The sequence below is a fragment of the Bacteriovorax sp. As-1 genome (assembly GCF_058446905.1).
The window spans coordinates 1,022,018-1,043,330 of the sequence record NZ_CP184341.1 but is presented as its reverse complement, the minus strand read 5'-3'; the positions used below and the strand labels follow the sequence as shown (position 1 = coordinate 1,043,330).

The following is a 21,313-nucleotide window of genomic DNA, read 5'->3' as shown; positions in this document are numbered from 1 at the left end:
CTTATTAGGTTGTTTTCCCCTCCTGAGAGTGCTATTTTTACCGCACTTTTTAGGATTACTTTTTCGAGGGAAAACCCGATGTTAAATGACAATTTTACCTATGCTTTTTCAACAGAAGCACAAAATGAAATTTACGATTTTATTAAAAACCTTCATCAGTACGATCGCATTGAAGACGCTAAAACGTTAGAGAGTGACGATTGCCCAACTTTTTTAAGAGAAGTTGAAGAGATCAGAAACGAACTGGAAAACGGAAAGCGCATCGTTATCGTTAGACCATTTGTTGACCTTCACAATAAATACACAATTCAGGAACAAAGAACGATCAGCTGGCTTTTAGGAAATGTACTTGGTGAGCCATTAGTGCAAAACGAAGCTGGTGATAAAGTTATTTGTGTTTTCGATCGCGACCGTCACAACACGATGGTGAAGGGAGCTCGTTACCACCAGACTCGCGAAGGTGGAACAATCCATACAGATAACGTGAACGTTCCATACCACTGGGAATACCTGATTCTTTCTTGTATTGCACCGGCAATGGCGGGTGGAGAAAACATTCTGGTGAACGCCCTGACAGTTCACAAAATCCTTAAAGAAAAACACCCGGATGTTTTATCGATCCTGGAAAAGAATTTTATCTGGGAACAACGTGGAGTGGCCGATGCTACTTACGAAGCTCCGATCCTGACTTACAATAAAAAAGGCGAACCAATGTTCCGCCATCTTCGTCCATACATGGAATCAGCTCACAGAAAAACGAACAATCCATTAACTGAAGAGCAAATGTATGCGATTGATACTTTGGACTCGGTCATCGAGCACTCAGACAATCAATACCGCCACACTTTTAAAGCGGGAGAAATCCTTTTGACTTACGATTCACAAGTCCTTCATGGAAGAACTTGTTTCTCGGACTCACTGGATGCAGTGACAATCTTTGATTATAAAAAAGATCACAATAGACCATTGAAACGCACGATGGACCGTCTATGGGCAAAAAAGAGAGGTAGCCTGTGTCTAGTTTAACCGCTCTGATTTTGGCCGCTGGATACGGCTCGCGCATTGCTGATGTTACAACAAACCCAAAATCGCTTTTAACAATTAAAGAAAAAGCACTAATGGACTGGCATTTCGATAGCCTTGCTGCTGTTGGAGTTAAAGACGTTGTCGTGGTGACTGGATACAAACGTGAAGTGCTTGAAGAATACCTGCAAAAATTTAAAAGCAACTTCAACTTATCTTTCGCAGTTAACGATGATTACAAAGTAAAAGGGAACACGTATTCACTTTTCTTTGGTCTGGAAAAAGTAGAAACAGACTTCCTTCTTTTTGATGCCGACCTGATTTATGAAACTCAAATCCTAAGAGCTTTCGTTGAAGATACAAACCCTAACCAGATCCTGGTTGGTGAGAGTTCAATCGATGATATCGAATGTGCAAAAACAATGATCGACAAAGACGGCTTTGTCCGTATGACGATCGATAAGCGTGCTGTAAGTGCAGAAGAGCGTGAGAAGTACACTTTTGCTGGTGAAGCGATCGGTATCTTGAAATTCTCTAAAGAGTACAGAGACGATATGTTCAACGAGTGCAAGAAGTTCCTTGCTGATGAAAAAAACGTTTCTAAAAACTGGGAACACGTGATGAACGAATTCCTGCATACGCACGACATGTCAGTTCACCAGTCAGTAAGTGATAAGTGGGTTGAGATCGATAACCGTGAAGATTATGAGCGCGCGAAAAAACTTTTTGGAGAAGTGTAGTGACTTGGCTTGCAGAATATAGAAGTTCATTAAAAAACGTTCATGCAGAAGAATTCCTGGATGTTTATTTTTTCAGACCGATTGCTTTTGTCATCGTTAAACTTTTTTATCCTCTGCCGCTAACGCCAAATAATTATTCCTTCGCTTCTTTTGTTTCTGGTTTTACCGCTGCCTGGTTTTTTTACAAGGCCGAGCTTCAGTGGGGAGCTTTCTTTTTCTTCCTTTTTGCCGTTCTGGATTGTTGTGATGGAATGCAGGCGAGAATGAAAAAGAATGGATCTGAGTTTGGCCGTTTTATTGATGGCCTGGTGGATTACACCTCAAACATCGCTTGTTATATCGGACTTGGTTTTGGTGTGACGAAGGCGATGCCGATGATGGGCTCTATCCCGACGGTTTATCTGGTGATTGCAGCCGGATTAAGTAAGGCGCTGCACTCGATTATCTACGATCACTATCTGATGGAATACCTCTCATATGACCGCGGAGATGGCGGTTTTGTTCAAAGAGAAGTTGAAGAACTTCGCCAGAAGCTTGCAGCCGCGAAGGCCAATCCAAAAGAGTCAAAAATTCGCCTTTTTATGCTGACGACCTATTTAGGTTTCAGCACACTTCAAGCAGGTAATGAAGGGCGTTCTTTAAAGTTTGAATGCAAAAATTATATTGAGAAGAATTACCGTGCTATTCAGTTATGGGGTCTTATCGGGCCGGCATGGCATATCGCTTTTCTTATTTTCGCTCTTTTATTCGACAGACCTGAATGGCTTTTTGGTTATGCCATTATTTTTGGTAATACCTGGCTGGTGATCATGTTGATTTATCAACAAAAAATTTATCACCGCCTAGAGAGTGCTCAAGCATGATTGCACTTATCCTAGGTCTCGCTATTGGATTTTTAATGTGTATTCCCGTTGGCCCAATCAATGTTTGGGTCGTGAATACTCTGCTGAAACATAACTTTCGTTCCGCTTTTTCGATTGCCTTGGGTGGATCAGTGATGGATTTCACTTACTTTATGATCATCCTGACAGGGCTTTCATTGTTTTCTTTTACTCCAAAGATGACGATGTTCTTTAAAGTGGCCGGCGTGATTTTTCTTTTTGCTTTTGGATTAAAAGAAATCCTTAGCCCGAGCCAGAGTTTTGAAGAAGATGAAGATGCAAAGAAAAAGATTCCGAGAGCTTCGAGTTTCTTTTTACTGGGAGTTTTAATTTATACATCTAACCCGACATTGATTGCGACCATGTCAGGCTTAGCGGCCATTATTAAATCATGGCATGCATTTGAGTTTAGCTATTTTAATTATTTTTTCCTGTCGCTAGGAATTGCTGTCGGTTCGGCGAGCTGGTTCTTTCTTTTATTGAAGATGGTTCAGCGCTACCAAAACCGCATCCCGCAGAAGTTTTTCCATCACTTCAGCCGCACCTCAGGTGTATTGATTGTGATGTTTAGTTTATTTATGGCATTTAAAGTTTATAAGGAAGTGTACCTATGAAAAAATCAACGCAGCTTAGACAGATGCTTCAGTCAAACGAACTGGAGTTTTTAATGGAAGCCCACAACGGTATCTCTGCAATCATCGCTCAGGAAGCGGGATTTAAGGGGATCTGGGGATCGGGACTTTCGATTTCAGCTTCTCTTGGTGTAAGAGATAACAACGAAGCTTCATGGACTCAGGTTCTGGACGTTGTTGAATACATGAGCGATGCTACGAAGATTCCTATCCTGCTTGATGGTGATACTGGATACGGGAACTTCAACAACATGAGAAGACTTGTTATGAAACTTGAGCAACGTGGAGTTGCCGGGGTTTGTATCGAAGATAAAATCTTCCCAAAAACAAACTCATTTTTAAGGACAGAGGCGCAACCTCTTGCCGATATCGAAGAGTTCTGTGGGAAAATCAAAGCTGGTCAAGACACTAAACTTGACGATGATTTCAACATCATCGCTCGCGTAGAGGCTCTGATCGCTGGATGGGGATTACAAGAAGCAGTTAAGAGAGCGGACGCTTACAGAAAAGCGGGAGCTAACGCCATTCTAATGCACTCAAAAATTTCAAAGCCAGACGAAATCCTAGCTTTCATGAAAGAATGGGGTGAGAGATCAAAAGAATGTCCGGTTGTTATCGTTCCAACTAAATACTACGCAACTCCGACAAACGTCTTCAGAGAAGCAGGTGTTTCAACTGTTATCTGGGCCAACCATCAAATGAGAATGGCCGTAACAGCGATGCAACAAGTAACTAAGACAATCTTTGAAGAGCAATCTTTAATGAACGTTGAAGATAAAATCGTATCAGTTGCAGAACTTTTCCGTCTGCAAAACGATAAAGAACTTGAAGCAGCTGAGAAGAGATACTTAACAGTAGCAGACGCTGACGCTCCAAGAGTTGTTCTTCTGGCGGCATCACGTGGTGCTGAACTAAAAGAATTAACAGAAGACCGTCCAAAGGTTCTGATCGATATCAATGGAAAGCCGTTAATTGAGCAATCAATCAACAACTTCTACGCTCATGACATTAAAGATATCGCGATTGTTACAGGGTATAAAAAAGAAGCTTTCAAATTCCCAAACATCAAGTACATCAACAATGAAAATTTTGAATCGACTTCAGAGCTTGCTTCATTGTTTTTAGCAAGCAAGCAAATTGCAGATAACACAATCATCTCTTACGGTGACATCCTTTACAGAAAATACATCCTTTCTCGTTTATTAGAAGAAAAAGGAGATATTACGATTGTCGTTGATGCCACAATTAACAACCGTTCCGCTGATTACAAAGGTGACTTTGTTCTTTGCTCTAGAAACCACAGCACTAACTACAATGAAGCTCCTGCTGAACTTCAAGGAATCAAGTTTGGAACTGCAAGCGAAAACAAAGACGCAAGCGGTGAGTGGATTGGTCTTGTGAAGACAAATAAAGTTGGATCTGAAGTTTTATCAAAGGCCCTTACAGAGCTTTCAACAACTCCAGACTTCAATAAACTGAAACTTCCAGATTTAATGAACCACCTTCTATCTAAGAAAGTTAAAATCAATGTTATGTACATTGATGGACACTGGATGGATGTTGATAGCTACGCTGACGTTTCAAAAGGACAAAAATTCTAAGGATAATTTATGATTACAGCTGATAAATTTTTAATTCCGGCACGCGAACTTGGTTTTAACTTCTTTACGGGGACACCATGCTCATACTTAAAGCCATTCATTAACTACGTTATCGACACAGACGGATTTGATTTCGTCGACAGTGTCAACGAAGGTGATGCAATCGCTATCGCGGCAGGAGCAACAGTTGGTGGGAAGCGCGCGGTTGTTATGTTCCAGAACTCAGGTTTAGGAAATGCAGTTAACCCGATTACGTCACTAACTTATACGTTTAACATTCCAGTTATGATCATCACGACTCTTCGTGGAGAGCCGGGCGGCCCTGCTGATGAACCTCAACACGAACTGATGGGGCAAATCACAACGGCAATGCTTGAGACGATGAGACTTAAGTGGGCCTTCTTCCCGCAGACGGAAGAAGAAGTAGCTCCTGCGCTAAAAGCAGCTGACGAATACATGAAAAAACACAATCAACCATTCGTGTTTGTCATGAGAAAAGATGACATCGCTGAATACAAACTTCAAAAGAAGCCAGCGGCTTCCAAAAAAGATTTCAGCATCACTCACACTGATCATTTTGAACTTGATTATAAAGCACGTACGACGAGAACTCCGGTTCTTGAAGTGCTTCAAAAATCAGTGGCGCTTTCCGCCGCAGTGATTGCGACAACTGGTAAAACAGGAAGAGAGTTCTACGAAGTAGGGGATCAAAAGAACCAGCTTTATATGGTGGGTTCTATGGGGTGTGCACTGGCGTTTGGGCTGGGCCTTGCCATTGTTAAGCCTAAGCTTAAAGTTATCGTTCTTGACGGTGATGGAGCGCTTTTAATGAGAACTGGATCAATGGCCACTGCGGGAGCTTATAAGCCAAAGAACTTAGTTCACATCTTAATTGATAACGAAGCTCACGATTCAACTGGTGGACAGGGAACTGTGACTGGTGGAGTTTCATTCGGAACAATCGCAGCTGGATTTGGTTACGATAAAATCTACTCAACTGACCGTTTAGAGAAATTCTCTGAGATACTTGAAGAGGTAAAAAAGAACGATGCTGTAACATTCGTTCATATGAAAACTCAAAAAGGTTCTCCTGAAAAATTAGGAAGACCTAAAGTGACTCCTGCAGAAGTTTCTGTGAGATTTGCGGAGTTTGTGCAGTCTAAATAGCGCCTGACCAAAATATTGTTTTAACCTGATGCAGATCATGTAGAAAAAGCCGAAAAAGGGCGAAGATGATTATGTAGAAAGAAGAAACAAAGGAGGCAATATGAGAAAACGCCAAAAGTTTCGTTTCTCTAGGACTAGGACGGCCTGGAACCTTTCTTGAACGTGTATCACTGATCCAAGGAGGTAAAATGAGAATGTCTAGACTACGGTATAGCTTCTCGAGATCTAGGACCCCGACCTCGTCATGAGTAAAGCAGGTTTTTAGGTTTGCGCTCAATGCCCTGGTGCTTGTTGCAAGCAAAAGCGTTTAGCAGATTATCCAGAGGTAGAGTCCACTAAGAACTTAAAGATTAACTAAAACTAAGAAGAAGGCCCTCGTTTGAGGGCCTTTTTTATTGCAGGAAAATTACTTTGTGATTTCGTTGCAGCATCCGTAAAGAACTGTATTACCAGTTGTGTACATGATGTGTTTTTCGTAAATGTTATCGCTCATTCCATCATTACATTCACCAGTAACGATTGTCGCTTTTGCATTTTTAGTTTCAACTACGAAGGCGAAGTCTGGAGCTAGACCTTGAGCATCTACACGAGAGATGATTTCTTCTTTAGTTGTTGTTTCATCGGCCATAAATTCATTGAAAGTCACAGTGTTTCCTTCAATCTTTAGATCCCAGAATGGCTCAGTTCCGCTGCATGAATAATCAGCGGCCATAGCAGACAGGGATAAAAGCATAGTCATTAAAGCGATTGTTTTTTTCATAAAGACTCCTAAGGTATTGGTTGAGGCATTCATACCAAAAATAGGGATTCGTCTCTATAAGGCCTGTAAAATTGATCTGTTTAAAGAAGTTCAGACCATGTCATTCCCAGGGACAGAGAGCGGTAAAGGGCTGAATTCCTGCTTTTTCCTAGCAAAGTGCTGTCGCTGTAATTCAGATTGAGGCTGGCATTTTTCTGGAAATTCCAGGCCGGGGACAGTGAGATTTCCCAGAACTGAGATGCGACCAGGGTCTGGTTTTGGTACTGTTTTTTGGCCAGGTAGTTCCATTGTAGAGTCGATGAAAGGTCAACTTCACTGCTGATGGAATAGGTATATGTTCCGGCCGTACTGAAAGCATAAGTTGAATTGAGATGTTTTTGCTTGGGAAGATACTGAGGTGTGAGGCTTGCTTTAAAATCTCCACGAACCATGACAACAGGAAGGTCAATTTTATAAAAACCTGTTCCGCGAATATCGGTGCGAAGAGTTTTTTGTGAGTTGAAATTGTTTTCTCCAAAAGGAACGGTGAATTTCATTCCGGTAAAAAGGCGAGGAGTCCATGAGCTATAGCTGTAATTTGTCAGAGCTTCATAAAAAACGCCAACTCCTAAATCACCAAGACCTGCATCCGTTTCATTTTTTCCCAGGCGTTTTGCCTCTTTTTGAATGAAAGAAAGACTGGTGTTACCTTGAAAACGATCAGTGAATAGCCTTTTGTATTCAATAGAGCTGGTGATAGTTTGATCTTTATTACCATCATCATCCATCAAAGCTTTGCCATCATTATTTGTTTGTCCGATATCTCGTCTAAGAAGTGTAGAAAAAGTCCATTCCTGCAAATGATCAGCAATCATCAAAGAAGCAGCAGATTGCCCGCCACCACAGCATGAAGCTGAGTAGGCACTGCTGGAAAGAAGAGTCAGGATTAAAGCACTATAGATTTTTGCCATGATGAGATCACCTGATTGTTTTCTAGAATTTCAATATGTAAAACCCAAAGTCCTGGCATGATAAAGGCCAATTCAGAAAACTCGTAGCTCACAGAAGAAAGTGACGTGATAACGATGGGAGAAGATCCATGCCCCATATCTGGCATCCAGATGTAGGCATTTAAGGCTTGAGTTGTTTTTAAGGGAGAACTGAGTGCGATTTCAAAAACACCAAGCTCGCTCAATGAAGGAGGTACATTCCATTTGAGAGAGAATGAATTTTGAGCACCGGGGAGTTGCTCTTCAAGCAGGATGCTACCAGCGATTTCTTTGGTTTTTTCCAGCTTGTTAAAGAGGGGAGATTTCCCACAAGAGGTCAGTGTAAAGAATGTAGCGAAGAGGATTATCTTAAAATAATGCATCCGAGTGACCTGGTTTCTTTCTCAGTGATGGCCTGGTTATTGGCAAGTTCAGTGAGAGCATTTTTTAAATAAAGTTTTTTAGCGCTATAGGGATTAGTGCGCTCCGTGACTCCACCGCTGTAGAGCACCTCATTGTTTTTATCCAGGATAAAAGTTTGAGGGGTGCGGTTTGCTTTAAGGAAATCGGCCATCTTAAGATCGCTGTCATCGATGATTGGAAATTCAGCTTTGTAGTTCTCTCTGATTTCTTCAATATCTTTGGCGTTCGCTTTTCTCACAGAGTGAACGCCAATAAACTCGATCTCCGGGAAAGCTTTGGCCATCTCGTTGATGTAGGGAATGTTTTGTTGAGTGCAGGGACAAGTTTTACTTAAAAAGATCAGCACTTTAGTTTTTTTATCAGTGTTTAAATTCTTTTCTTTTCCTGAAGGATAAGACGTGAGATTTGGCAGATTTGCCCCCCAGGACCCTACTGAAAGAAAAGTGAATATAAAAAGAGATAAAACTTTCATAAACTAAAGTTCAACCTTCATCCTATTTTCTTCTACAACTTGTTTTTTCTCATTAAGAAGTTGAAGGCGAAGAAACCAATCTCCTTTCATCCCACCCATGAAATAAATTTTTTCAATCAGGTAGTCATTAGGAGAAATTGTTGTAATCGTCACTGGACGAGAGCCGTGCTCATGCCCTGCGGCCATAACCATCCAAGGGATGACGTTGAGAGCGTAGTTGCTGTTATTTTTCAAGGTAACAGTTGCACTTGTATATTGGTTAAAAACAGGTGTGTTTTGCCATTCCACTCTTGCACAAATATTATTTTGTGAAAAAGAAATTTCACCTTGTTCGCAGGCATAGGCTTTGATATTAAAAAAGGCACAAGCTAAAAGAAGTGTAGCAATTTTCATAGTTGTCTCCGGTAAAAGATAATCCGGTTATAACTAGAAAATGGACCCTTGTAACTGCAACATATTGGTGCAGTCTGGACGATAAAACGGATGCAAACCTTACCGAACCAATTGAGAAAATGGCTCTTTCCTCTGGGAAGCCAGCTTAATGAGAATTTATTGAGGGCCTCTCTCATTATTTCTCTGCGCTGGGTAATTCTCCTGGTGGAGTTTATTACTGCAGTGGCCTATGGTTTTATGGGAAAGCTCCTATGGATGAACTATGCTTATATCGTCCTGAGTATCGTCCTGATGGTCATTTTCAATACTGTGGTGACGATTACCCTTAAGGGGAAGGAAAAGGTCAGCTCAAGCTTTCTTGCCTTTCAGCTCTTCTTTGACCTGTTTCAGCTCTTCATCTTCTTAAAGCTAGTGATGTCAAAGGCCAATCCATTAATTGAGATTTTCTACCTCCCATTAATTGTCGGCATTATCGTTTTGCCCTTTATCTGGAACTTTATCTATTCGCTGGCCATTGTCGCTGTCGTTGGAAGTTTTTATCTTTCACCCGGGGCGGATCATCACAACTATCATCACTTTTATTCTCATCTTTTCACGATGGGGTTAACTTGCTTTACTCTCAATCTCTTAATGAGCTTTATCAGGCATTTTCAGAAACGGTTGGAAACGCTTCACAATTATAAACAACGAATGGATCACTTAAAAGTTGTCGGAGCGATGACTTCTGGATTTTGTCACCAGATGGCCACACCATTAAACACTATTAAGCTTCGCCTTGATCGCATGAACCGCCACCAGGCCTACTCGCAGGATGATTTGAATTCTGCTTTAATGGCCCTAGGCCAATGTGAAGTGGCCTTGCGCGACCTTTCTGAAATGCGTGCTGAAAAAACCATGGGATTAAGAGAGAGAATTGAGCTAAAAGGCTTTTGCCAAAACTTGATTGCCAATTCTCATCCTGAGATGAAGCTCCTGATTGATGAACGAGTGCAGTCTGTTGTATGTCATCCTCAGCTTCTCACACAAACGCTCTTAGATCTTTTTGACAACGCTTTTGATGCTTCAAAAGACGAAGTGTGTTTAGAGATTTATCAAGACAATCACTTCATCCATTTTGAAGTCATCAATCATCATGCCATGATCTCACATGATGTTTTATCAAAAATCGGAGAGCCGTTTAATAGCACAAAAGAGCATGGAGCAGGTCTTGGTCTCTTCAACGCATTTAATTCTGCTTTAGTGATGAATGGGACATTTAAAATTTTTAATAAAAATAAAAATGTTCATGCACTTTTGTCACTGCCGGTTATTCCTGAAGAGGTCCAAGCATGAAAATACTTTTGATTGATGACGACGAAAATTTTGTAAGCTCGTTAGTTTTGGAGTTTCAAGACAGAAACATTGATGTCATGGGATTTCATCGCTTCAGCGATATTCCACAAGAATTGATTCTTGATTCAACCCATGCCATCGTCGATCTTAGGTTAAAAGGTGAAAACGGACTCAACATTCTGGTGGAATTAAGAGAGCTAAATCCTGCAATAAAAATGGTTATGCTGACAGGATTTGGAACGATTTCCACCGCGGTCGAGGCCATGCGTTTAGGCGCGATTAACTACCTTTCTAAACCAGTTTCTTTTGATGTCCTTCTGCACACTCTGCAAAACGCACAAAGCGATGAAGTGACTCTTTCTGAATCGGAAATGACACTTGCCGAAAAAGAACGCGAATATATCGAATATGTGCTAGTTAAGTGTGACGGAAACATTTCCAAGGCGGCAAAAATCCTTGGTCTTCACCGTCAAAGCCTCCAGCGTATGCTCAAGAAATACCCCTTCCACAGAGGCGAATAAAAGGTTAATATGCCTCACATTTTACTTTCACCCAAGGCAAACATGAAAACTGTTAAGCGCAATATTTTATTAAATCCAGGCCCGGCAACAACAACTGACACAGTTAAAAACGCAATGGTTGTTCCAGATATTTGTCCAAGAGAATTGGAGTTCGGCGAGCTGACTCTTTCAGTAAGAGACGATTTAATTAAAGTGGCCCGCGGTGAAAAAAACCACACATGTGTTCTTTTAACTTCTTCTGGAACAGGTGGTGTTGAAGCTTGTTTAACATCAGTTATTCCAATGGATAAAAAAGTTCTGATCGTTAACAATGGAGCTTACGGTGAGCGTATGCAGGCGATCTGTGATGCTTACGGAATCGCTCATGTTGATTACAATATCCCAGCTGGAAAACCGGTTGATTTAGCTGAATTAGAAAAAATGATTCAAGCTCACCAAAAAGATTTATCTCATGTTGCTTTCATTCACCATGAAACAACTGTAGGGATTTTAAATCCACTAAAAGAGATTTGTAGCCTTGCTCACAAGTATAAATTAGAAAATATTGTCGATGCGATGAGCTCATTTGCGGGAATGGATATCGATGTAGAAAGAGATGAAGTAGATTACCTTGTTTCATCTTCTAATAAATGTATCCAAGGTATGGCGGGAATTAGTTTTGTTATCGCTAGACTTGAGAACCTCAAAAAGACATCGTCGATCAAAAGAAATTTCTATTTCAACTTAATGGCAAACTACGAATACCTAAATAAGAACAAACAATTCCTTTTTACTCCACCTGTGCAGACTCTGTACGCTTTAAGACAAGCGGTTACTGAATACTTCCAGGAAGGAGCGGAAAATCGTTTTGCCCGTTACGCTTCAATGTACGAAGTGATGAAAAAACGTCTGAAGGAATTAGGATTTGAATTCTTAGTTGAAGAAAAACACCACGCTAAACTTCTGACTGCCATCCTGGACCCGAAGAGCCCGAATTACGCATTCAATGAAATGCACGACTACCTTTTTGAGCGTGGCTTTACTATCTATCCAGGTAAAGTAGGAAGCATCAACACTTTCAGACTCTCGAATATTGGCGCGATTTATCCTGCCGATATCGAGGCATTTCTAAAAGTGTTCGAAGAATACTTAAGGCTAAAAAAGATCATCTAAATCGAGAGCGGCGAGAGAGAAGACATTTTTAGGATTATAGTTGTGGGCTTACACCAACAGCAATAACCATAACGATAAGACATAGAATGATAATGTCGAGCTTACTAATTTTGTTCCAGATCATAAAAACTCCCGAGACTAATTAATAATGAATCGCGAGTTTTTATATTTTTTATTGAGGATTGCCAACACCATCTGAAATTTTTATTGGTTTCTTAATAATTGACCCCCATTCCTGGCCTAAGTAGCCGAAAACCATCCAGTAGATTCTATCGCCCATGCCGCCTAGCGAGAAGTTGGCGTGGTAAATGATAAAAACCGGAAGGTGGGAAAGGAGAAAGAGGGCCATGGTCTGGCGGTCGATATCAACTTCTTTAAGGCCCTTTAATACCCCGACGATCATTAAGAGGTAGGCAATAATCGAGAGAATGAGCAGTGGATAGCCACCGATAACTCCGGCCGACACGAAGAGGTTGTGCGGGTCCTTAAAAGAGTTGTAACTTTCGACTTCGATCCCTTCTTTAGCGCCGCTAAAAAACTTATAAAGGAGACCGTGGCCGAAGTAAGGGCTTTGTTCAAACATTGTCCAACCACGAAACACTTCGTCCATTCTGGTTGAGACCCCATCTTGAGCAGGTCTTAGTCCAAAACCAGTTTTTCCGGTTGTCACTTCATACATAAATTGCGAAGTCGGGGCACCCACTAGAAGAATAGAAATCAAAAGGCATGAAAGGAAAGTGAACTTAAATAAGCGCACTGATCTTTTTTTCGATCCGTAGATAAGAATCCCTACAAAACCAGTGATCACAATAGTTCCGAAGGCCGCTTTGGTTGAAGTGGCAAGAACGGCGAGAGTGATAATGAAGAGTCCCAAGATTTTTAAAAGCGTGTTGTTTTTAAGCGTCCAAGGTTTGTCCTGGAAGATCTTAGGAAAAAAGAAAATAAAAGAAGCTGTGCTTGCAGTTACCATGTGTGGGATGTGCTTAAAAAATCCAACGAAGCGTCCGCCACGAAACATGAAAGGAAAAAGGATCGGTAGAAAAAGCACACTAGTAATAACTAAAAAGGTGCTGGCCTTATTCATCCAATCGCAGAATTTTCTTAAAGGAAAAACGGCGGGGACAATCACGCCGTAAATCAGGATAAGCATAATGGCCATACCGAGACCACCGAGCTGAACGAGTACTGATTGAGTGACGTTTACCAGGGTGATTTGAAAAAGTGTCTGAATGGTTAAAATGGCAATCAAGGTCCAGATAAAAACTTTATAAAATTTAGACAGAGGAAAGTTACTACGGTTTTTTAACCAGTAATAAATCAGGATGAGAGCAATGACGACCTGAAGTCCGAAGTTAATAAAAGGGTGAAGACCGTACTGAAAAATAAAAGGAGGGATCGAGTAAGGAACGATCTGCATCCATTTAAAAGAAAGTTTTGAAACAAAGATCAGGACAATGAGCGTGATACAACAAAAGTCGATGATCTTTGGAACGGAAAACTTAGGCTCAATCATTTAATTTATCTTTAATAACAACGGCAGTTAAAAGAGCAGTCAGTACAACTGAAACAATCGAAATAATTCGAAATGAGTCATTGCTGATAAGTGGGCTTTTGTTTTTAATTAAGACAATGTCATTTGAATTTAGAGTGTAATCATTTTTTGCACCGGCCTTTAACACTTCTTCAAGATTAACATTTAAGCTTTTCTTTTCTTCACCATTAGGAGCAATGACATTTTGCTGATCATTTCCGATGACGATGTTTTCCAAGTCGGCTTCATTGTTTGTTCCACCCGCAAGAGAAAGTAGGGTTGTGAGTTTCATATTGGCCGGCACGTGATAGAGGCCTGCATTCTTTACGGCACCAAGAAGACGAATAGGAATCAATTCCTGATTAGGATAGGATTCGAAGACAAATTCAGAAGGAGAGCTGAGGTTGTATTTTGAAGCTTTGCCCGATTCAGACGTTGCGGCAAAAGTTTGGTTAACTAAAATACTGTACGTAAAAAGACAGATAATCAGGTGTCTCATTATAATTTCCCTCTTAAGAACTAAAATAAGAATATTTTCTTTATAATAACAGAATTATTTTTAAATAAAAAAAATTATAGCCTTTAGAGATTAGAATATTCGACGATAAGATATTTAATTCAGGATAATTATGAACTCAAACGAAGAGATTACTCTACATCAAGTCTTGCAGATTTTTACCAGAAGATGGAAGTATCTCCTGATGCTTGCTCTGTTATTTACTCTCGCTGCACTGGTGAAGCACAAGTATTTTCCAATGTATCCTGGAACGGGAAAGCTCATTATTAAAGACGTTCGAAACAGTCAACTACAGTTGGTGCTTAGCTCTGTGGCCGGAGGAAATGAAGTGTCTCCTGATGCCAAAGGGGATGATGTTGTTGATCGTGCAGAAACAGTTCTTGATACTCACGAATTTTATGTGGCACTTGCTAATAGATTGATCCAAATTAAAAATGAACAAAACTCTCTTCCTCTAAAAAATTTTTTTAAAAAATTTGAAGAAAAGGAAACTGATCCGGAATTTCCTCACGATGTAGGAAATGCTCTCTCAGGAATTCTTTCTTTTAATAGCGGCAAAGGGGGAGTGTTAACGATTAATGCAAAAACTTATAATCGCGAACTCTCAGTCATTATTGTCAATGCAGCACTTGAAGAAGCGCAGAAAAATCTTATTGACCGCGAGCTTGAAGATTTAAATCGTGCTGAAAATTATTTTAATGAAGAGATTAAGAGTGCTCGTTCAAAATTGGATATGATTGAGAACTCAACTGTTCGCAAGCTACAGAAGAATCAAATTCTTTCTGTGGATTTAGAAAAAGGGGATAGCTCGAAGTATATCAGTGAACTTAAAAAGAATATCAATGATACAAAAATCACGATCTCAAATAACATTAGTAAGATTGAAGCGCTAACGGAAAAAATCAAAAAGAACGGACCGCGCGACCTGGGCGTTATCAGCAAGTTCAATGAGTCTTCGCAAATCAAAATGCTGGAAGATGAAAATAAAGACTTGCAAATTCAGTTGCAAACTTACCAGACATACCTGAAAACCTATGAAAATCAGAAAACGGGTCTGGTTCCAATGCAGTACGAAATCCAGAAAATGAACGCTAACCACGAGTTTGAATACAAAATGTTCGCGTCTCTTAATGACAGTCTGGCAAGAATTGGTTTACAAAAGACATATGTGAAGAACAAAGTAGATATCCTGGAGAGAGAAAGACTTTCTAAGGTACGTTCGAGTCCTTCGCTAATAATAATGGTTCTTATTTCTTTGATGCTTTCACAGGTCATTGGGATGTTTAGCATTTATGTCTACGAACTCTTTAAACCTCAAAAACTTTGAAGAACTCTCGCAGTCTATTCTACGTGAGTACGGTGACATTTCCGAGAAATTCCACGCCTTCCAGCATAACAACCGGCTCGATTGTGTCAGTGGTTGTGGCAAATGCTGTTTTAAGCCCGACATTTATTGCTCACCCATAGAGCTTCTTCCACTGGCGCTTGAACTCTTAAGAAGAGGAGAAGCGCAGGCCGTTTATGATAAATGCCTGGAGAGTAAAGAAGAGCGATGCCCTTTTCTTCATGTGGATAACGCGGAAAAATTCCAGGGCAAATGCACGGAGTATGCTTTCCGTCCGCTCGTTTGCCGCACCTTTGGGGTATCAGCAAGACATGGGAAAAAAAACAATATCGAATACTCTGTTTGTAAAACACTGAAGGAAGAGAAGGCTACCGCCTTCCAGTCGCTTGTGGATAGCAATTATCCACATACACAAGCAGATCTCCCATACATTGATAGCGCCAAACACCGCCTGACAACACTCGACCCACGCTTCCTCGAAGAAGAACACACCATCAAAGACTCTCTCAAAATTATCCTGGAAAAAGTCCTGCTATACGCTTCGTATGTTGAGTAACTAGCGTGCGGCCCTAATGACTGCTTCACCTGAAATGCGAAGAGTTTCATCAGCACCAAAGACTTCAGTTTTTACAGTGAAGATTGATTTTCCTTCTTTTTGAGCAATAACTTCAAGTCTGTAAGTTAAGATGTCATCGACATAAACTGGAGCATGGAATTTGAATGTTTGGTTTAAGTAGATAGTTCCAGCACCGGGGAATTCATTGGCAAAAATTTTAGAGAAGTGTGAAGCGGCTACCATACCGTGAGCAATTCTTCCTTTAAAGCCTTGGGCCTTTGCTGCTTCGTCATCAAAATGAACAGGATTAAAGTCGCCAGAAAAATCAGCAAATTTTTGAATATGAGCTGAGGTTATGGTAAGTTTTTCGATATGAATATCTCCAGTCTTCACGGCGGACTCCTTTAAGGTTTTGATAAGGGTATTTTAGTTAATGAAATTGATTTTGGCATTGTCTTTTTTTCTAGTTAGTTTTTGTGCTTTTTCCTATGAAAAAGAATTTGTTATCACTGAGATTTTAAGTGATGACGTGGTTAAAGTTCATAGACTGGCCAGCGATGTCCTGATTGAGCCAGGGGATTTGCTTTTGGTGTATTCTCATGAAAGCAAAAACATTTTAGGTTATGCCCGCGCAGAAGTCATGAATATCGGGCCAGATCAATTTACGGCCACGATTATCACTCACAATAAAAGCGGGATCATTCGCCCAGAAAACTATTTGAGAAAAATCGATCTAACCAAAGCTAAAAATGAAGATATGCCAGCGCGCTTCGATCTTGTTTTTCGCGAAAACAGAACGGCCGCTGCTAAATACCGCCCGCTTGCTTATGCCGGGATTGCCCAAGGGTTTACAGCTTCAAACCTTATCAAAAAAGAATTCTTATTAGGACCTTCTATTTTAGGGTACGGAATCACGTCAGGATGGCAGGTCAACACTAACTTAGTGTCGACGATGTTTAAGATTTTAAACGTGTCGTTTAAAAATACTCTTTTTAGAAACGATGATTATGAATTGGCGGTAGAAAACGGCTTTCAGTATTATCACGAAAAGACGAGAGGCTCATACCAGCTGACATTCTATCTTGATACAGTGTCGAACTCTAATTTCAATTCCTATTTTAAACTGCGTGCTTTTACTCAAAAGCCTCAGGATGAGTACCTGTATAACTCGGAAGAGTATCCTAAGAGTTTAAACTTAGAGTTCACACTTTCTTACGGTTATTTATTCGATAACTGGAACCGTATTCTTTTTGGCCCAAAGATCGACGTTAACAAAAAGAATGTCGGTGGAGTCATTGGTTATTACATTATCGAAAGAGAATTCCACACTATGATTGGTGTATCTGCTAATGACTTCTCCAGCTTTAAAATTGGAAAAGAAGGATACTTAGTCAACCTTGATTTCTGGTGGCGCTTTTAGAGATTAATTTCGCTGAAGTCGTGCACTCTAGGGTGATCCCCTAAAACCACATCATCTTGTCTTACTAGTTGTGTAGTCTTCATGCCTGCTTCTCTCGCAGCATCCAATTCTTCTTTGATATCAGAAAGAAAGAGAATCTCTTCTGCTGGGATTTTTAGTTCAGCAATAATGTTTTTATACGAGTTCACTTCGCGTTTGTGGCCAACGGCCGTATCGAAGTGGTGACTGAAGAAAGGACGAAGGTTTCCTTCTGATGAGAAACCAAAAATAAGGTGCTGGGCCTTCACTGAACCAGATGAGTATACACCAAGCCCAAGACCACTTTCTTTCCATTTTTTAAGGGCCGGTAGGACATCTGAATAGACGTGACCTCTAATGGCCCCACTCGCGTATCCCTCTTCCCAGATTTCTCCTTGAAGAGATTTAAGAGCAGGGTGTTTGCGGTCTTCTTTGATCCATTTCAGGAGAAGATCTCCTGCTTGGTCGTCGTTAATTGTCTGTTGGTTTTCTTCTAATGCTGTCTTTTTCGTTAAGTCTAAAGCTTCCTGCACTTCTTTTTTTGAAGCGTGCTTTTGAATGTATTCTTTTAATCTTTCTTTAGAGAAAGGAAAGAGTACATCGTGAACAAAACTAATGGCCGTTGTCGTGCCTTCGACGTCAGTTAGAATGAATTTCATGGATTATAGCTCGCATCGACGCCTGAGTTTGTATAGTGCGGAACCCATCCCTCAATGTTTGAGAAGATACGGATCGCTTTAACGAAGTATTTTGGGTGCAAATCAAACCAGTGACGGAAGTTCTTAGGCACTGACATAAAATCGCCAGCGTTACAAGTCACAGCGATGACTTCATCGTTGTCTAAGTGAAACCAGAAGATACCTTCTCCATCGACGAAGAATCTGATCTCATCATCTGAGTGACGGTGTTCCTTCATGAATTTTTCTCTAATTGCCTGAAGGTTTGGAGTTGCCGGAGTGACATTGATAACGTCAGCTGTCGAGTAACCGTATTTTTCCATGAATGGCTTTAGTTCATGAGCGTAAGCGGCCAGGATGGTTTCCTGATCAGCATCGTCGGCAAGCTTGGTATTAGCTTCCCATTTTTCGATCATAATCTGATGAGCGTTTAAGTATTCTTTGATCTTTGGAAAATCAGTAATTGTTTCGTTGGTTTTTGCCAGGAATAACTTTGCCATGATTATCCAATCCTTTTGTTAGAGTTTAGATAGTACTTAAAAATATATTCAAAAACTTCCAAGTGTCTTTTTGCTTCTTCAACACTTTCACCCCAAACATAAATCCCGTGACCGCGAAGAAGCAGTCCGTAACTGTTTGGTTGAGAAAGAATCGCTGGTTTCACTTCTTCGGCCAGTGACCTGATGTCTTGAGTGTTATCGAAAACCGGAATATTGATTTCCAGTTCGTGAGTTTTAATTCCTTTGAAGCCTTTTAGAAGCTCAAGGTTTTTGATTGCCGCAAATTGTTTTCCAGGGAAAAGATCGGCGAAAAGAAGAGAGTCTAAAATATGGCTGTGAAGAACACAGTTCGCTTTTGTGATTTGGTAAATTGTCAGGTGAATATCAGTTTCATCAGAAGATTTTCTTCCTGAGGCTTTGTAGTCTTCGTGCATTTCGCGCGTTTGATAATAAAGCGGAAGAAAGTTGTCCTCAGTAAATTTACTTTTATCGATCCCAGATTCTGAAACGAGGGCGATATCCGGGTTAGTCTTTGATCTGAGAGAGTAGTTTCCCGATGTGGCCGGGTTGTGTCCCAAACTGTTCATAACACGAACAAGGGCCGCTAGTTTTTTCGATTCTTCGTAATCTTGAGCACTGATGATAAATGACACGTGTGAACCCTTTTTTGAGAGGAGAACATTAATTTGTCGGTATATACAAAATTGGGCTTTTTTTGGCCAATACAATGTAGTAAAGATTGTTAAGATTAGTTAATTTTTTATCTTGAGGAAGTGCTTATGAAGCCACTAAATAACACTGTAGAGCAGTTTACTGAATCCATCTTTTCCACCATGACAAAAATGGCCATGGAAAATAAGGCAATTAACCTCTCTCAGGGCTTTCCTGACTTCGATGGGCCTGCTTGGGTAAGTGATTTGGCCGTTAAAGCGCTTAAAGAAGCTAAAAACCAATACGCACCTTCAATGGGGGTTTTATCTCTTAGAGAGGCGATTGCTCACAATTACGCACGTTTTTATAATTACCAAGTAAATCCCCTTAGTGAGGTTGTTGTTACTAACGGAGCAACTGAAGCCATTTTCTGCGCTTGTTTAGCGCTTTTAAATCCAGGTGACGAAGTTGTGGTGCTGGAGCCTTTTTATGATTCTTATTTAGCATCAATAAAGCTTTCTGGAGCTAAGGCTATTCCTGTGACGTTAAAGGCACCGGACTTCCACTTTGATATTGAAGAGCTGAAGGCTTCGATCTCAGATAAGACTAAACTTTTAATCGTAAATAATCCTCACAACCCAACAGGAAAGGTGTTTACGGCAGAAGAAATTAAGATCATCGGCGACCTGGCAAAAAAACACGATTTCTATCTGCTTTCAGATGAAGTTTATGAGTTTTTAACTTTTGATGTTGCTCACAAACCGACTGCGACTTATGAGGATTTAAAAGATAGAACAATCACAATCTCTTCAACTGGTAAGACTTTTGGTCTAACTGGATGGAAGATTGGCTGGGCGATTGGACCAGCTGCTTTAATTAAAGCGATTCACAATGTTCACCAGTTCTCAACATTCTGTGTGGCCCATCCGTTACAAGTGGCCATGGCAGAAGCTTTGGTGAAAATGGATGAATACCTGATTGAGTTTAGAGCTGATTACAAGAAGAAAAAAGAGCTTTTGGTTACAGGGCTCAAAGAGCTTGGGTTCAACGTCCTAAGCCCAAAGGGTACATACTTCGCGATGGCGCTTTTACCTGAAGGTGAAAACGATATTAATTACTGCAAAAAACTTATCGTTGAAAAGAAAGTAGCGACGATTCCAACTTCGGCGTTTTATATCAAGTCAGATGAAGGATCGCGTATGATTCGATTCTGTTTTGCCAAGAAAGATGAAACGCTTTTAGGCGCATTGGAAAACTTAAAGCACTAAAACAAAAAGGCCCTCTTTCGAGGGCCTTTTTATGTCTATTCAAATGAGCAGCTTACATCATAAGTTCTGGCAACCACTTCACCGTAATCAAGAACCAGTTCACCCGTTCCAGAGTTTTGGTCGTAGTTTAAAATGATCACAGAGTATTGAGCTTGTGGGTCTACAACGTGCAGTTGAAGTACAGGTCCTTCTCCCCAGTATCCAACAACTTGTTGTTTAGAGATCTTTGCCTCTGTTCCATCTACCGCAATAGTGATGTCGCCAATAAGAGGGTTCCCAACGACGTGTCCAGTTGATCCACTGATTTGGATATCAGTTTGATCCATTAGAGTTGTGACTTTAGCATCACAGAAAAAACCACCTGAAGCAAATGAGTTCAGAGAGAAAAGCAGAGCAGATAGAGCGATAGTTGATTTCATGTATAACTCCTTAGTTAAATTTCTCTTGAGCAATCAGCAGAAATCACACTGTTAACTTTGCCATTTTTTAGTTCAAGTTGAACTGTACAGTTCCACTTTGAGGTGTCTGTTTGATTTTCGCTGCAGCTCTTTGTTTGGTATTTACTGTAAACAATATAGTTGGCCAATCTGTACTCCTGGCATTTCGCTCCAGGAAGTTTTTGGTAAAGGTCATAGGCTTCCTGGCCAGAGATCGTCTGGAATTCACCGGCCATTAATGAGACAGAAATTGAAAGCGCAAGTAAACCGAAACCGATTGGCTTTTTCATAAATTCTCCCGTAGTTGGGAGGACTATAGCATGGTGGA

At 40.6% G+C, this 21,313-nt stretch carries 26 protein-coding genes; 13 read left to right on the top strand and 13 right to left on the bottom strand.

Annotated elements, in window-relative coordinates:
- Window positions 1–78: 78 nt before the first annotated feature.
- From ACN20O_RS05290 to aepY, 6 genes are read left to right on the top strand one after another with little or no spacing between them, the layout of a single operon-like run.
- Window positions 79–1,026 carry a TauD/TfdA family dioxygenase gene (locus ACN20O_RS05290; RefSeq protein WP_491637899.1) on the top strand — a complete coding sequence of 316 codons (948 nt, stop codon included), beginning with the start codon at window positions 79–81 and terminating at the stop codon, window positions 1,024–1,026.
- On the top strand, window positions 1,014–1,763 hold the full coding sequence (locus ACN20O_RS05285; RefSeq protein WP_491637897.1) for a phosphocholine cytidylyltransferase family protein: 750 nt from the start codon (window positions 1,014–1,016) through the stop codon (window positions 1,761–1,763). The genes ACN20O_RS05290 and ACN20O_RS05285 overlap by 13 nt, the downstream gene beginning before the upstream one ends.
- Window positions 1,763–2,626: a CDP-alcohol phosphatidyltransferase family protein gene (locus tag ACN20O_RS05280; protein WP_491637895.1), complete on the top strand. Its 864-nt coding sequence runs from the start codon at window positions 1,763–1,765 to the stop codon at window positions 2,624–2,626. The genes ACN20O_RS05285 and ACN20O_RS05280 overlap by 1 nt, the downstream gene beginning before the upstream one ends.
- Entirely contained in the window at window positions 2,623–3,258 is a 636-nt protein-coding gene (locus ACN20O_RS05275; protein WP_491637893.1) for a LysE family translocator, read from the top strand. The genes ACN20O_RS05280 and ACN20O_RS05275 overlap by 4 nt, the downstream gene beginning before the upstream one ends.
- Window positions 3,255–4,877 (top strand): phosphoenolpyruvate mutase, encoded by a 1,623-nt coding sequence (aepX, locus tag ACN20O_RS05270; RefSeq protein ID WP_491637891.1) that lies wholly within the window; start codon window positions 3,255–3,257, stop codon window positions 4,875–4,877. The genes ACN20O_RS05275 and aepX overlap by 4 nt, the downstream gene beginning before the upstream one ends.
- Window positions 4,878–4,886: 9 nt before the next feature.
- The gene (aepY, locus tag ACN20O_RS05265) at window positions 4,887–6,044 is read left to right on the top strand and encodes a phosphonopyruvate decarboxylase (RefSeq protein WP_491637889.1); all 1,158 of its coding nucleotides are present in this window, start codon (window positions 4,887–4,889) and stop codon (window positions 6,042–6,044) included.
- Between the two features lie 406 nt (window positions 6,045–6,450).
- Here the strand turns inward: aepY and ACN20O_RS05260 are convergent, their stop codons facing one another.
- From ACN20O_RS05260 to ACN20O_RS05240, 5 genes are all read right to left on the bottom strand, one after another.
- Entirely contained in the window at window positions 6,451–6,804 is a 354-nt protein-coding gene (locus tag ACN20O_RS05260) for a COG3650 family protein (RefSeq protein ID WP_491637887.1), read from the bottom strand.
- A gap of 80 nt (window positions 6,805–6,884) precedes the next feature.
- Window positions 6,885–7,754 (bottom strand): hypothetical protein, encoded by an 870-nt coding sequence (locus tag ACN20O_RS05255; protein WP_491637886.1) that lies wholly within the window; start codon window positions 7,752–7,754, stop codon window positions 6,885–6,887.
- Window positions 7,730–8,155, bottom strand: coding sequence for a hypothetical protein (locus ACN20O_RS05250; protein ID WP_491637884.1), 426 nt, complete (start codon window positions 8,153–8,155; stop codon window positions 7,730–7,732). Before ACN20O_RS05250 ends, ACN20O_RS05255 begins: the two co-directional genes overlap by 25 nt.
- Window positions 8,137–8,667 (bottom strand): redoxin domain-containing protein, encoded by a 531-nt coding sequence (locus ACN20O_RS05245; RefSeq protein ID WP_491637882.1) that lies wholly within the window; start codon window positions 8,665–8,667, stop codon window positions 8,137–8,139. Before ACN20O_RS05245 ends, ACN20O_RS05250 begins: the two co-directional genes overlap by 19 nt.
- Before the next feature lie 3 nt (window positions 8,668–8,670).
- Window positions 8,671–9,060: a hypothetical protein gene (locus tag ACN20O_RS05240; protein WP_491637880.1), complete on the bottom strand. Its 390-nt coding sequence runs from the start codon at window positions 9,058–9,060 to the stop codon at window positions 8,671–8,673.
- Between the two features lie 90 nt (window positions 9,061–9,150).
- On the opposite strand from ACN20O_RS05240, the gene ACN20O_RS05235 reads away from it, so the two are divergent.
- From ACN20O_RS05235 to ACN20O_RS05225, 3 genes are read left to right on the top strand one after another with little or no spacing between them, the layout of a single operon-like run.
- A complete protein-coding gene (locus ACN20O_RS05235; RefSeq protein ID WP_491637878.1) occupies window positions 9,151–10,392 on the top strand; it encodes an ATP-binding protein in 1,242 nt (413 codons plus the stop codon).
- Entirely contained in the window at window positions 10,389–10,913 is a 525-nt protein-coding gene (locus ACN20O_RS05230) for a response regulator transcription factor (RefSeq protein ID WP_491637876.1), read from the top strand. Before ACN20O_RS05235 ends, ACN20O_RS05230 begins: the two co-directional genes overlap by 4 nt.
- 9 nt (window positions 10,914–10,922) lie before the next feature.
- Window positions 10,923–12,065 (top strand): 2-aminoethylphosphonate aminotransferase, encoded by a 1,143-nt coding sequence (locus ACN20O_RS05225; protein ID WP_491637874.1) that lies wholly within the window; start codon window positions 10,923–10,925, stop codon window positions 12,063–12,065.
- 172 nt (window positions 12,066–12,237) lie between these two features.
- On the opposite strand, the gene ACN20O_RS05220 is transcribed toward ACN20O_RS05225, so the two are convergent.
- Together ACN20O_RS05220 and ACN20O_RS05215 are read right to left on the bottom strand one after the other, a co-directional pair.
- Window positions 12,238–13,578, bottom strand: coding sequence for an O-antigen ligase family protein (locus ACN20O_RS05220; protein ID WP_491637872.1), 1,341 nt, complete (start codon window positions 13,576–13,578; stop codon window positions 12,238–12,240).
- Window positions 13,571–14,095, bottom strand: coding sequence for an SLBB domain-containing protein (locus tag ACN20O_RS05215; RefSeq protein WP_491637870.1), 525 nt, complete (start codon window positions 14,093–14,095; stop codon window positions 13,571–13,573). Before ACN20O_RS05215 ends, ACN20O_RS05220 begins: the two co-directional genes overlap by 8 nt.
- A gap of 130 nt (window positions 14,096–14,225) precedes the next feature.
- Between ACN20O_RS05215 and ACN20O_RS05210 the strand changes: the two genes are divergently transcribed.
- Both ACN20O_RS05210 and ACN20O_RS05205 read left to right on the top strand, forming a co-directional pair.
- On the top strand, window positions 14,226–15,440 hold the full coding sequence (locus ACN20O_RS05210; protein ID WP_491637868.1) for a GumC domain-containing protein: 1,215 nt from the start codon (window positions 14,226–14,228) through the stop codon (window positions 15,438–15,440).
- A complete protein-coding gene (locus tag ACN20O_RS05205) occupies window positions 15,406–16,014 on the top strand; it encodes a YkgJ family cysteine cluster protein (RefSeq protein WP_491637866.1) in 609 nt (202 codons plus the stop codon). The genes ACN20O_RS05210 and ACN20O_RS05205 overlap by 35 nt, the downstream gene beginning before the upstream one ends.
- Here the strand turns inward: ACN20O_RS05205 and ACN20O_RS05200 are convergent, their stop codons facing one another.
- Window positions 16,015–16,407 carry a MaoC family dehydratase gene (locus ACN20O_RS05200; RefSeq protein WP_491637864.1) on the bottom strand — a complete coding sequence of 131 codons (393 nt, stop codon included), beginning with the start codon at window positions 16,405–16,407 and terminating at the stop codon, window positions 16,015–16,017.
- Between the two features lie 40 nt (window positions 16,408–16,447).
- Between ACN20O_RS05200 and ACN20O_RS05195 the strand changes: the two genes are divergently transcribed.
- A complete protein-coding gene (locus ACN20O_RS05195; RefSeq protein ID WP_491637862.1) occupies window positions 16,448–17,434 on the top strand; it encodes a hypothetical protein in 987 nt (328 codons plus the stop codon).
- On the opposite strand, the gene mtnC is transcribed toward ACN20O_RS05195, so the two are convergent.
- The 3 genes from mtnC to mtnB are packed head-to-tail and all read right to left on the bottom strand — an operon-like array spanning window position 17,431 to window position 19,282.
- Window positions 17,431–18,111: an acireductone synthase gene (gene mtnC, locus ACN20O_RS05190; protein WP_491637860.1), complete on the bottom strand. Its 681-nt coding sequence runs from the start codon at window positions 18,109–18,111 to the stop codon at window positions 17,431–17,433. The two genes, ACN20O_RS05195 and mtnC, sit on opposite strands and share 4 nt — an antisense overlap.
- Entirely contained in the window at window positions 18,108–18,629 is a 522-nt protein-coding gene (locus tag ACN20O_RS05185; protein ID WP_491637858.1) for a 1,2-dihydroxy-3-keto-5-methylthiopentene dioxygenase, read from the bottom strand. Before ACN20O_RS05185 ends, mtnC begins: the two co-directional genes overlap by 4 nt.
- Window positions 18,630–18,631: 2 nt before the next feature.
- A complete protein-coding gene (gene mtnB, locus ACN20O_RS05180; protein WP_491637856.1) occupies window positions 18,632–19,282 on the bottom strand; it encodes a methylthioribulose 1-phosphate dehydratase in 651 nt (216 codons plus the stop codon).
- A 126-nt stretch (window positions 19,283–19,408) separates the two neighbouring features.
- On the opposite strand from mtnB, the gene ACN20O_RS05175 reads away from it, so the two are divergent.
- Window positions 19,409–20,548 carry an aminotransferase class I/II-fold pyridoxal phosphate-dependent enzyme gene (locus tag ACN20O_RS05175; protein WP_491637854.1) on the top strand — a complete coding sequence of 380 codons (1,140 nt, stop codon included), beginning with the start codon at window positions 19,409–19,411 and terminating at the stop codon, window positions 20,546–20,548.
- A 35-nt stretch (window positions 20,549–20,583) separates the two neighbouring features.
- On the opposite strand, the gene ACN20O_RS05170 is transcribed toward ACN20O_RS05175, so the two are convergent.
- Together ACN20O_RS05170 and ACN20O_RS05165 are read right to left on the bottom strand one after the other, a co-directional pair.
- The gene (locus ACN20O_RS05170; RefSeq protein WP_102244860.1) at window positions 20,584–20,967 is read right to left on the bottom strand and encodes a hypothetical protein; all 384 of its coding nucleotides are present in this window, start codon (window positions 20,965–20,967) and stop codon (window positions 20,584–20,586) included.
- 14 nt (window positions 20,968–20,981) lie between these two features.
- On the bottom strand, window positions 20,982–21,275 hold the full coding sequence (locus tag ACN20O_RS05165; protein WP_491637852.1) for a hypothetical protein: 294 nt from the start codon (window positions 21,273–21,275) through the stop codon (window positions 20,982–20,984).
- Between the last annotated feature and the right edge of the window lie 38 nt (window positions 21,276–21,313).

Excerpts from the sequence above, each read along its gene's own strand:
- ACN20O_RS05290 (WP_491637899.1), top strand. The coding sequence starts at position 79 with ATGTTAAATGACAATTTTACCTATGCTTTTTCAACAGAAGCACAAAAT.
- ACN20O_RS05275 (WP_491637893.1), top strand. The coding sequence starts at position 2,623 with ATGATTGCACTTATCCTAGGTCTCGCTATTGGATTTTTAATGTGTATT.
- aepX (WP_491637891.1), top strand. The coding sequence starts at position 3,255 with ATGAAAAAATCAACGCAGCTTAGACAGATGCTTCAGTCAAACGAACTG.
- aepY (WP_491637889.1), top strand. The coding sequence starts at position 4,887 with ATGATTACAGCTGATAAATTTTTAATTCCGGCACGCGAACTTGGTTTT.
- ACN20O_RS05260 (WP_491637887.1), bottom strand. The coding sequence starts at position 6,804 with ATGAAAAAAACAATCGCTTTAATGACTATGCTTTTATCCCTGTCTGCT.
- ACN20O_RS05255 (WP_491637886.1), bottom strand. The coding sequence starts at position 7,754 with ATGGCAAAAATCTATAGTGCTTTAATCCTGACTCTTCTTTCCAGCAGT.
- ACN20O_RS05250 (WP_491637884.1), bottom strand. The coding sequence starts at position 8,155 with ATGCATTATTTTAAGATAATCCTCTTCGCTACATTCTTTACACTGACC.
- ACN20O_RS05245 (WP_491637882.1), bottom strand. The coding sequence starts at position 8,667 with ATGAAAGTTTTATCTCTTTTTATATTCACTTTTCTTTCAGTAGGGTCC.
- ACN20O_RS05240 (WP_491637880.1), bottom strand. The coding sequence starts at position 9,060 with ATGAAAATTGCTACACTTCTTTTAGCTTGTGCCTTTTTTAATATCAAA.
- ACN20O_RS05235 (WP_491637878.1), top strand. The coding sequence starts at position 9,151 with ATGCAAACCTTACCGAACCAATTGAGAAAATGGCTCTTTCCTCTGGGA.
- ACN20O_RS05230 (WP_491637876.1), top strand. The coding sequence starts at position 10,389 with ATGAAAATACTTTTGATTGATGACGACGAAAATTTTGTAAGCTCGTTA.
- ACN20O_RS05225 (WP_491637874.1), top strand. The coding sequence starts at position 10,923 with ATGCCTCACATTTTACTTTCACCCAAGGCAAACATGAAAACTGTTAAG.
- ACN20O_RS05220 (WP_491637872.1), bottom strand. The coding sequence starts at position 13,578 with ATGATTGAGCCTAAGTTTTCCGTTCCAAAGATCATCGACTTTTGTTGT.
- ACN20O_RS05215 (WP_491637870.1), bottom strand. The coding sequence starts at position 14,095 with ATGAGACACCTGATTATCTGTCTTTTTACGTACAGTATTTTAGTTAAC.
- ACN20O_RS05210 (WP_491637868.1), top strand. The coding sequence starts at position 14,226 with ATGAACTCAAACGAAGAGATTACTCTACATCAAGTCTTGCAGATTTTT.
- ACN20O_RS05205 (WP_491637866.1), top strand. The coding sequence starts at position 15,406 with ATGTCTACGAACTCTTTAAACCTCAAAAACTTTGAAGAACTCTCGCAG.
- ACN20O_RS05195 (WP_491637862.1), top strand. The coding sequence starts at position 16,448 with ATGAAATTGATTTTGGCATTGTCTTTTTTTCTAGTTAGTTTTTGTGCT.
- mtnC (WP_491637860.1), bottom strand. The coding sequence starts at position 18,111 with ATGAAATTCATTCTAACTGACGTCGAAGGCACGACAACGGCCATTAGT.
- ACN20O_RS05185 (WP_491637858.1), bottom strand. The coding sequence starts at position 18,629 with ATGGCAAAGTTATTCCTGGCAAAAACCAACGAAACAATTACTGATTTT.
- ACN20O_RS05175 (WP_491637854.1), top strand. The coding sequence starts at position 19,409 with ATGAAGCCACTAAATAACACTGTAGAGCAGTTTACTGAATCCATCTTT.
- ACN20O_RS05170 (WP_102244860.1), bottom strand. The coding sequence starts at position 20,967 with ATGAAATCAACTATCGCTCTATCTGCTCTGCTTTTCTCTCTGAACTCA.
- ACN20O_RS05165 (WP_491637852.1), bottom strand. The coding sequence starts at position 21,275 with ATGAAAAAGCCAATCGGTTTCGGTTTACTTGCGCTTTCAATTTCTGTC.